Origin of the sequence: Brevundimonas sp., from assembly GCF_052436175.1 — a bacterium.
Classification (GTDB): Bacteria; Pseudomonadota; Alphaproteobacteria; order Caulobacterales; family Caulobacteraceae; genus Brevundimonas.
This window is the reverse complement of record NZ_JBQVNM010000089.1, coordinates 1-8,524: the sequence shown is the minus strand read 5'-3', so window position 1 is coordinate 8,524 and position 8,524 is coordinate 1. Positions and strand designations below refer to the sequence as shown.

The window sequence follows — 8,524 nt, the reverse complement described above, 5'->3', positions numbered from 1 at the left end:
CCCCAACGCCCCGCCCGCCGAACCCAATGTCCTGCGTCCCGCCCGCGCGCCCGGCACGGGCTTCGCCCGCCCCGGCAAGCCCGAGGACGATCGCGACAAGCGCTTCAGTGACGCCGGCAAGGCCGTCTCGCGCACGCGCGGCGAGCCCAAGCGCCGCGAAGGCCGCCTGACCATCCAGTCCGTGGCCGGTGACGGCGACACGGCCGAGCGCATGCGCTCCCTGGCCTCGGTCCGCCGCGCCCGCGAACGCGAGAAGGAAAAGCGCAAGGGCGGCTCGACCGACACGCCGAACCGTCCGCGCGAGGTCGTCATTCCCGACGTCATCACCGTCGGCGAACTGGCCAACCGGATGGCCGTGCGCGGCGTCGACATCGTCAAGTTCCTGATGAAACAGGGCATGATGGTGAAGATCAACGACGTCATCGACACCGACACCGCCGAACTGGTGGCCGACGAATACGGCATGACCGTCAAGCGGGTCTCGGATTCCGACGTCGAAGAGGGCTTCCTGTCCGACGCCGTCGATGACGACGCGACCACGCCCCGCGCCCCGGTCGTGGCCATCATGGGCCACGTCGACCACGGCAAGACCTCTCTGCTGGACGCCCTGCGCACTACCGACGTGGCGGCGGGCGAGGCCGGCGGCATCACCCAGCACATCGGCGCCTATCAGGTGCGTCTGGAAGACGGCCAGAAGGTCACCTTCCTCGATACCCCGGGCCACGCGGCGTTCAGCGCCATGCGGGCGCGCGGCGCCAATGTGACGGACATCGTGGTTCTGGTCGTGGCCGCCGACGACGGCGTCATGCCCCAGACGGTCGAGGCCATCCAGCACGCCAAGGCGGCCGGCGCCCCGATCATCGTGGCGGTCAACAAGATCGACAAGCCGGACGCCAACCCACAGAAGGTCGTCAACGAGCTTCTGCAGTACGAAGTCATCGCCGAAAGCCTCGGCGGCGACACCCAGATCATCGAGGTTTCGGCCAAGGCCCGCACCAACCTGAACGGCCTGCTGGACGCCATCCTGCTCCAGGCCGAGGTCATGGACCTCAAGGCCGACCCCGAACGGGCCGCCGAAGGCGTGGTCATCGAGGCCAAGCTGGACAAGGGCCGCGGCCCGGTCGCCACCGTCCTGGTCAAGCGCGGCACCCTGAAGCGCGGCGACATCGTCGTGGCGGGCTCCTCCTGGGGCAAGGTTCGCGCCCTGCTCGACGAACGCAACGCCCAGCTGACCGAGGCCGGTCCTTCGGTTCCGGTCGAGATCCTGGGTCTGGACGAGGCCCCCTCGCCCGGCGACGTCTTCGCCACGGTCGAGAACGAGGCCCGCGCTCGCGAACTGACCGAGTTCCGCGCGCGCCAGAAGCGCGAAAAGGCCACCGGCGGCATCAACCAGGTCTCCCTGGTCGACATGATGTCCAGGCTGGGCGCCAAGAAGGCTTCGGAACTGCCGGTCCTCATCAAGTCCGACGTCCAGGGCTCCGGCGAAGCCATCGCCGGATCGCTCGAGAAGATGGGCACCGACGAGGTGCGTGCGCGCATCGTCATGTCGGGCGCGGGCGGCATCACCGAGAGCGACGTCACCCTGGCCAAGTCGGCCGGCGCCCCGATCCTCGGCTTCAACGTCCGTGCGTCCAAACAGGCCAAGGACCTGGCGGACCGTGAGGGCGTGGAGATCCGCTACTACTCGATCATCTACGACCTGCTGGACGACATCAAAGGCGTGCTCTCGGGCATGCTGGCGCCGCTCCAGCGCGAGACCTTCCTGGGCAACGCCCAGGTGCTTCAGGCCTTCGACATCTCCAAGATCGGCCGCATCGCCGGTTGCCGGGTCACCGAGGGCGTGGTTCGCAAGGGCGCGCGCGTCCGGGTCATCCGCGATGACGTGGTCATCCTGGAACTGGGCGTCCTGCAGACGCTCAAGCGCTTCAAGGACGAGGTCAACGAGGTCCAGTCGGGCCAGGAATGCGGCATGCAGTTCCAGGGCTTCCAGGACATCAAGGCCGGCGACTACATCGAGTGCTTCACGGTCGAAGAGATCAAGCGCACGCTGGACTAGTCTGTGACGGCGGAAGGCGGGCGTCCGCGCCTCCCTTCCGCCGCATAGTCTGGAGATGACACCCTCATGCGTCGTCTGATCCTGAGCCTCGCCCTCCTCGCCGCCGCCACGCCTGCGGCGGCCAACACCCGTTTTCTGGCCTATGATTCCGCCGACCGGATCACCACCGCCCTGACGCGCGGGGTGACGCTGGAGGTCGAGCGCGGTCTGTTCGGCGCGGTCTCGGTGCGCCGGATCATCTCCACGACCGCGCGCGGCTCGGCCAGGATCGAGCGCGGAGGACCGGATCAGGCGCGCGGCGTCCTGCCCGAGGGTGCGGGCGAGACCACCCTATACACCCTGCCCGTGGACGGTGACGGCCGCCCCCTGGCCCGCGCCCTCTGCCCCGGCGCGGATCAGACCTTCCTCGTCCTGGGCCGGGTGCGCGCCGTTCGGCCCCTCACCATACACGCGGTCGGGCGCTGGGCCGACGGCCAGTTCCGCCACTGCGTCCAGCTGTCCTACACCTATCGCGGCGAATGGGCCCTGCCGCCGCGTTCGGGCGTGTCCGGCGCCGACAGCATCCCGACCCGCCCCTGATCCCTTCGCGAGCCGACCGATGCGTCTTTCCCTGATCGCCGGACTGGTCGGACTGATCCTGGCCCTCGCGACCTGGGTCCGGCCTGGCGCGCCCGAAGGCCCCGACGCCACAGGCCCGGACGTCCCCGTCCATGTGCTGGACAACGGCTTCCACACCGACTTCGTCATGCCACGCACGGCCCTGGCGTCCCGCCCCGGCCCGCTGAAGACCGCTGTCGACGGTCTCACGCCCGGCGACTGGATTCTCGTCGGCTGGGGCGATGCGAAATTCTATGTCGATCAGAGGCCGATCGGCGATCGTCTGCCCGACGGGGCCCGCGCCTTTTTCCGCCCCGGCGGCAACCCCTCGGTCCTGATGCTGCGTCCTGAAACCCGGCCGCCGGAGGTCGCCTTCCTCCCCCAGGGCCAAAGGCGGCTGGTCCTGTCGCCGGCCGCCTTCGCCAATGTCCGCTCACGGCTGGAACGGTCGCTCGATCTCTCGACCGGACGACCCCGCGTGGCCGCGACCCGGCCCGGCGATCCGGCCCGCTTCTTCGCCTCCTCCGAGACCTTCTCCATCCTGCACCTGTGCAACCACTGGGCGGCGGAGGTGCTGAACGCCGGTGGCCTGCCGATCCGGCCGGTCTGGTCCATCACCTCCGGCGAGGTCGGGGCGACGGTGGACCGCGCGACGCCGCCGACACCCGCATGATGCTCCGGCGCCGGTTCACCCTCGGCCGCATCGCCGGCATGACGGTTCTCGCCGTCCTGTTCGGGACCGCGTCCGCCCTGATCGGCGGCCTGATCTCGATGGCGTCGGATTCGGGGTTCAATCTCCTGTTCGACGGCCTGCTCTACACGGTCCTCGCCGGCCTCTACGGCGCGCCCCTCTGTCTGGCCGGGGTGATCGCTGTCGGCTGGCCGGCGGTCGCGCTCCTGAACGCCTGGGGCCAATGCTCGCGCCGGGCGGTCGTCGTCGTGTCCGGACTGGTCGGCCTGACCGTCTTAATCCTGTTTCCGCTGGGCGGTATCTTTATGCCGCTCGGCTGCCTCGGCGCCGGAGCGGGCATGGCCCTCGGCCTGGGCCCTGCTCCATCCGTCCCGCTGGACACCGGACCGCAAGAAGCCTAGACCCCGCGCCTTCGCTTTTCAGCCGGGTCCGATCCCCGGCGGGCGACGAGAGGAAGGAGCCGAACCCATGGCCCGCAAACAACACAGTCGAAACGCCTCGGGGCCGAGCGGCCCGTCGCAGCGCCAGCTCCGCGCCGGCGAACTGATCCGCCACGCCCTGGTGGATGTCTTCCGCGAGGAGGAAATCCATGACGAAGCCCTGCACGGCGTCTCCATCACGGTGACCGAGGTCCGGCTCTCGCCCGACCTGAAGCACGCCACCTGTTTCGTCGAACCGCTCGGCGCGGGCGTCGAGGCGGCCGAGACCACCGGCCATGAGAGCGAGATCATCAAGGCCCTGAACGCCCACGCCAAATTCCTGCGCGGCCGGCTGGGCGCCAAGCTGGACATGAAGTTCACCCCCGACCTGCGCTTCCGACACGACGAAAGCTTCGACGCCGCCAGCCACATGGACCGTCTGTTCGCCGACCCCCGCGTCCAGGCCGACCTCAACGCCCGCGAGGATGATGAGGACGAGGCGTGAGCCCTGCCCTGAGAGGCCTGCTCCTGACGCTTGCGCTCTCGCCCCTGTTGTCCGGCTGCCTGACGATTGCCGCCGCGGCCATCGTCGCGGACGGGGCCGCCGAGGACCGGCGGGCGCGCGAGGACTATCATCGCCCCGTCCTCGACGCCTTCGCCCAGGACGGCGTCCATGTCTTCGACGGGCCGCTCGGCAAGGCGACACTGACTGTCGCGAACGGGCGAGTGGTCGTCGATCTGGCGGACTGCGCGACCTTCTCAGGCCCGCTCGAACCGGGCTCGACCGCCGACTACGACCAGTTCCTTTGGGACGCCGGAGAGCCGAAGCCCGACTGGACCCGGGTCTGGTCGCTGGTTCCTGACCGGATCGAGGCGACCGGCGCGCGCTGCGAAAACCTGCGCGGCGCCGAACGCATCCAGATGGCGACCGCCTATCGCGGACCCGACCGGGGCGGCTTCGGCTCCGTCTTCTTCGTCCAGGCCCTGCGGACGCCGCCATCCACCTTCTTCACCCGGGGCAATCAGGTCTTCGCCCGCGCCTTCGGTGCGCCATGACCGCGGCGCCGCTGCGGTCCTCAGACGACCTTCAGCCCGAACACCTCCGTCAGCCAGGCCGCATAGTCGGGCTGGGTCTCGACCAGACGCGCGCGGGTGAACGGCGGCCGCGCCGCCCGGCCCCACAGCATCACCGAGGCCGTCATGGCGAAATACTCGTTGAGGTTGCTGAGCATATAGGCCCGCGCCGGCCACTGGCCGCCGGCCTTCGCCGCCTCGAAGGCGCCGACCAGGGTCGGGGTTCGCCCGCCGCCGGGCAGATGGCGCTGGTAGCCGTGCAGCAGCTCGTGCAGCAGGACCGGATTGTCGGGCGGCGACACGCTGTCGTCCAGCTCCAGTCCCGACGGGCCGAACCGGCCGGGCATGTTCAGGGCCGGATTGAGGGTGATCCGCACGTCCCGGAACCAGGTCTTGATCTCGGGCCGGATGTCCAGGCTCTCCACCAGATCGATCTGCTGGCGCACATAGGCCCCGATCTCGTCGCGCCGCGCGGCCTCCAGAGCTGTCATGTCGACGATGAAGCCGCGATGGGTGAAGACGGCGGCCGTTTCTGCCCGCGCCATCCCCGTCGTCGTCAGCAGGGTTGCGGCGATCAGCAGGGTTCGGCGGTTCAGCATGGTGGGTCCCATAGTCGGTCTTTGGCGGCGCGAACCTCTTCAACGGAGCAGGACTGATGGGCCGTCGCAAGAAGGGCGAGATCGTCAACGGCTGGGTCTGCCTCGACAAGCCGTTCGAGATGGGCTCGACCGAGGCGGTGACCAAGGTCCGCCGGCTGTTTGACGCCCAGAAGGCCGGGCATGCGGGGACGCTGGACCCGCTCGCTTCAGGCATACTGCCCATCGCCCTTGGCGAGGCGACCAAGACCGTCCCCTTCATGATGGAGGCGGAGAAGGTCTATCGCTTCACCATCCACTGGGGGATTTCGACCGACAGCGTTGACCGCGAGGGCCAGATCATCGCCCGGTCCGACGTCCGACCCTCCGTCGAGGCCGTCAAGGCGGCCCTGCCGGCCTTCACCGGCGAGATCGACCAGACCCCGCCCCGCTTCAGCGCCATCAAGGTCGACGGCCAGCGCGCCTATGACCTGGCCCGTGAAGGGGTGGCGTTCGAGCTGGAGAGCCGCCGCGTCATGATCCACGAGGCCGCCGTCACCGACGCCCCGGACCCAGACCATACGGAAATCACCATCCGCACCGGAAAGGGGGTCTATGTCCGCTCCCTGGCCCGCGACCTGGCGGCCATGCTGGGCGCCGAGGGGCATGTCTCGGCCCTCAGGCGCGAGCGGGTGGGGCCGTTTTCGGTCGATAACGCCGTCACACTGGATTTCCTGACCGATCTGGTGCATAGGGACGCCGCCTCGGAAGGCTTGCTGCCCGTCGCGACCGCTCTGGACGACATCCCGGATCTGGCCGTGACGGAACAGGACGCCTTCTCGCTTCGTCAGGGACGACCGATCGTTCTGCTCCCCCGACAGGTCGAAACGCTCAAGAGCCGCCTTCGCGACGGCTCCCGCACCGTTTCCGCCTTTCAGGGCCAGACCCTCGTCGCTCTCGGTCAGTTGCGGGCCGGTCGTTTCGAACCCGACCGCGTTTTCAATCTTTCCTGAGGCCCGTGAAACGGCGGATGGAAAACACAAACGCCCTCAAGCCGCGAGCCTCAGCGAGGCGAGCATAGGGCCAGAAAGGACTCTTTCGATGTCGGTTACTGCTGAACGCAAGACGGCCATCATCGCCGATAACGCCCGCTCCGCCGGCGACACCGGCTCGGCCGAGGTCCAGGTCGCGATCCTGTCGGAACGCATCGCCAACCTCACCGAACACTTCAAGACCCACAAGAAGGACAACCACTCGCGCCGCGGCCTGCTCAAGATGGTCTCGCAGCGTCGTCGCCTTCTTGATCACCTGGTGAAGGTCGATCGCGAGCGTTACACCGCTCTGATCACCAAGCTCGGCCTGCGCCGCTAAGGCCGGGACGGGAAGCGGAAGGTTTTCGAGGCGCGGGCCATGTCCGCGCCTCTTTCCGCATACAGAGACCAGCCGCGCGCCGCGGTACGAACCGGCGCAATGACGCGAGGGCTCAATAGCAGTCCTCAAGACTTCCCGGACCGATCGCCATGGGGCGGCGGTCCATGGACCGAAGGACTGAACGCCCGACGCTCCACCCACTGATGGGACCCCGTGTGGAATCCGCCCGCGGGACATGAAAGACGAAAATGTTCGATATCAAACGCAAGACGATCGACTGGGCCGGCCGCCCGCTCACCCTGGAGACGGGCCGCATCGCCCGCCAGGCCGACGGCGCCGTTCTGGCCACCTATGGCGAGACGGTCGTCCTCGCCACCGTCGTTTACGGTCGCGCCCCCAAGCCGGGCCTGGATTTCTTCCCCCTGACCGTCAACTACCAGGAAAAGACCTTCGCCGCCGGCAAGATCCCGGGCGGCTACTTCAAGCGTGAAGGCCGTCCGACCGAGAAGGAGACCCTGGTCTCCCGCCTGATCGACCGTCCGATCCGCCCCCTGTTCGTCAAGGGCTTCAAGAACGAGACCCAGGTCGTCGTCACCGTCCTGCAGCACGATCTGGAGAACGATCCGGACGTCCTGGCCATGGTCGCCACCTCGGCCGCCCTGACCATCTCGGGCGTGCCCTTCATGGGTCCGATCGCCGCCGCCCGCGTCGGCTACATCGACGGCGAGCTGGTCCTGAACCCGACCATCGACCAGCTGCCGGATTCGGATCTGGACCTGGTCGTCGCCGGCACGGCCGACGCTCTGATGATGGTCGAATCCGAAGCCAAGGAGCTCTCGGAACAGACCTTCCTCGACGCCCTGATGTTCGCCCACAAGGGCATGCAGCCGGTCATCGACGCCATCATCGAACTGGCCGAGCACGCCGCCAAGGAGCCCTTCGACTTCCAGGCCGAGGACCACTCCGACGTCGTCACCGCCATCCAGAACCTGGTCGGCGAGGACATCAAGGCGGCCTACACCCACACCGCCAAGCACGACCGCCACAACGCCGTCGGCGCCGCCAAGAAGAAGGCCGCCGAGGCCCTGGTGAAGACCGACGAGAACCCGGACGGCGTCGAGCCGGCCAAGTTCGCCACCGCCTTCAAGGAATGCGAAGCCCACGTCCTGCGTCGCGACATCATCGACAACGGTCACCGTGTCGACGGCCGCGCCCTGGACAAGGTCCGTTCGATCGTCTCGGAAGTCGGCGTCTTCCCGCGCACCCACGGTTCGGCCCTGTTCACCCGCGGTGAGACCCAGGCCATCGTCGTCGCCACCCTCGGCACCGGCGAGGACGAGCAGTACATCGACGCCCTGACCGGGACGTACAAAGAGAAGTTCCTGCTGCACTACAACTTCCCTCCCTACTCGGTCGGCGAGACCGGTCGTATGGGCGGCGCGGGTCGTCGTGAAATCGGCCACGGCAAGCTGGCCTGGCGCGCCATCCGTCCGATGCTGCCGTCGAACGAGGACTTCCCCTACACCATCCGTCTGGTGTCGGAGATCACCGAGTCGAACGGCTCGTCGACGATGGCCACCGTCTGCGGCTCCTCGCAGGCGCTGATGGACGCGGGCGTGCCCCTGAAGAAGCCCGTCTCGGGCATCGCCATGGGCCTGATCCTGGAGCCCTCGGGCGAGTTCGCCATCCTGTCGGACATCCTGGGCGACGAGGACCACCTCGGCGACATGGACTTCAAGGT

Annotated in this window: 10 protein-coding genes; 9 read left to right on the top strand and 1 reads right to left on the bottom strand. The window is 68.3% G+C overall.

What is annotated here, in order from left to right:
- The 6 genes from infB to ACT6QK_RS14175 all read left to right on the top strand — a co-directional run.
- Positions 1 to 2,056 (top strand): translation initiation factor IF-2 (infB, locus tag ACT6QK_RS14200; RefSeq protein WP_444598477.1); only part of this gene is annotated, 2,056 nt, incomplete at its 5' end.
- 66 nt (positions 2,057 to 2,122) lie between these two features.
- Positions 2,123 to 2,635 (top strand): hypothetical protein, encoded by a 513-nt coding sequence (locus ACT6QK_RS14195; RefSeq protein WP_444598476.1) that lies wholly within the window; start codon positions 2,123 to 2,125, stop codon positions 2,633 to 2,635.
- Positions 2,636 to 2,654: 19 nt separating this feature from the next.
- Positions 2,655 to 3,326 (top strand): DUF2459 domain-containing protein, encoded by a 672-nt coding sequence (locus ACT6QK_RS14190; protein ID WP_444598475.1) that lies wholly within the window; start codon positions 2,655 to 2,657, stop codon positions 3,324 to 3,326.
- On the top strand, positions 3,323 to 3,745 hold the full coding sequence (locus ACT6QK_RS14185; protein ID WP_444598474.1) for a hypothetical protein: 423 nt from the start codon (positions 3,323 to 3,325) through the stop codon (positions 3,743 to 3,745). Before ACT6QK_RS14190 ends, ACT6QK_RS14185 begins: the two co-directional genes overlap by 4 nt.
- A 67-nt stretch (positions 3,746 to 3,812) precedes the next feature.
- Entirely contained in the window at positions 3,813 to 4,268 is a 456-nt protein-coding gene (gene rbfA / locus ACT6QK_RS14180) for a 30S ribosome-binding factor RbfA (RefSeq protein ID WP_444598473.1), read from the top strand.
- Positions 4,265 to 4,819 carry a hypothetical protein gene (locus tag ACT6QK_RS14175; protein ID WP_444598472.1) on the top strand — a complete coding sequence of 185 codons (555 nt, stop codon included), beginning with the start codon at positions 4,265 to 4,267 and terminating at the stop codon, positions 4,817 to 4,819. Before rbfA ends, ACT6QK_RS14175 begins: the two co-directional genes overlap by 4 nt.
- Before the next feature lie 20 nt (positions 4,820 to 4,839).
- Here ACT6QK_RS14175 and ACT6QK_RS14170 read toward each other — a convergent pair whose 3' ends face one another.
- Positions 4,840 to 5,436 carry a hypothetical protein gene (locus ACT6QK_RS14170; protein ID WP_444598471.1) on the bottom strand — a complete coding sequence of 199 codons (597 nt, stop codon included), beginning with the start codon at positions 5,434 to 5,436 and terminating at the stop codon, positions 4,840 to 4,842.
- Between the two features lie 56 nt (positions 5,437 to 5,492).
- Here ACT6QK_RS14170 and truB point away from each other — a divergent pair, with 56 nt between their 5' ends.
- The 3 genes from truB to pnp all read left to right on the top strand — a co-directional run.
- Positions 5,493 to 6,425 carry a tRNA pseudouridine(55) synthase TruB gene (gene truB, locus ACT6QK_RS14165; RefSeq protein ID WP_444598470.1) on the top strand — a complete coding sequence of 311 codons (933 nt, stop codon included), beginning with the start codon at positions 5,493 to 5,495 and terminating at the stop codon, positions 6,423 to 6,425.
- Positions 6,426 to 6,513: 88 nt separating this feature from the next.
- Positions 6,514 to 6,783, top strand: coding sequence for a 30S ribosomal protein S15 (gene rpsO, locus ACT6QK_RS14160; protein ID WP_444598469.1), 270 nt, complete (start codon positions 6,514 to 6,516; stop codon positions 6,781 to 6,783).
- Positions 6,784 to 7,031: 248 nt separating this feature from the next.
- A partial coding sequence (gene pnp, locus ACT6QK_RS14155) for a polyribonucleotide nucleotidyltransferase (RefSeq protein WP_444598468.1) occupies positions 7,032 to 8,524 on the top strand: 1,493 nt, incomplete at its 3' end.

Bases quoted from the DNA above. Each gene is read 5' to 3' on its own strand.
- ACT6QK_RS14185 (WP_444598474.1), top strand. From the start codon at position 3,323: ATGATGCTCCGGCGCCGGTTCACCCTCGGCCGCATCGCCGGCATGACG.
- rbfA (WP_444598473.1), top strand. From the start codon at position 3,813: ATGGCCCGCAAACAACACAGTCGAAACGCCTCGGGGCCGAGCGGCCCG.
- ACT6QK_RS14190 (WP_444598475.1), top strand. From the start codon at position 2,655: ATGCGTCTTTCCCTGATCGCCGGACTGGTCGGACTGATCCTGGCCCTC.
- ACT6QK_RS14195 (WP_444598476.1), top strand. From the start codon at position 2,123: ATGCGTCGTCTGATCCTGAGCCTCGCCCTCCTCGCCGCCGCCACGCCT.
- rpsO (WP_444598469.1), top strand. From the start codon at position 6,514: ATGTCGGTTACTGCTGAACGCAAGACGGCCATCATCGCCGATAACGCC.
- truB (WP_444598470.1), top strand. From the start codon at position 5,493: ATGGGCCGTCGCAAGAAGGGCGAGATCGTCAACGGCTGGGTCTGCCTC.
- ACT6QK_RS14170 (WP_444598471.1), bottom strand. From the start codon at position 5,436: ATGCTGAACCGCCGAACCCTGCTGATCGCCGCAACCCTGCTGACGACG.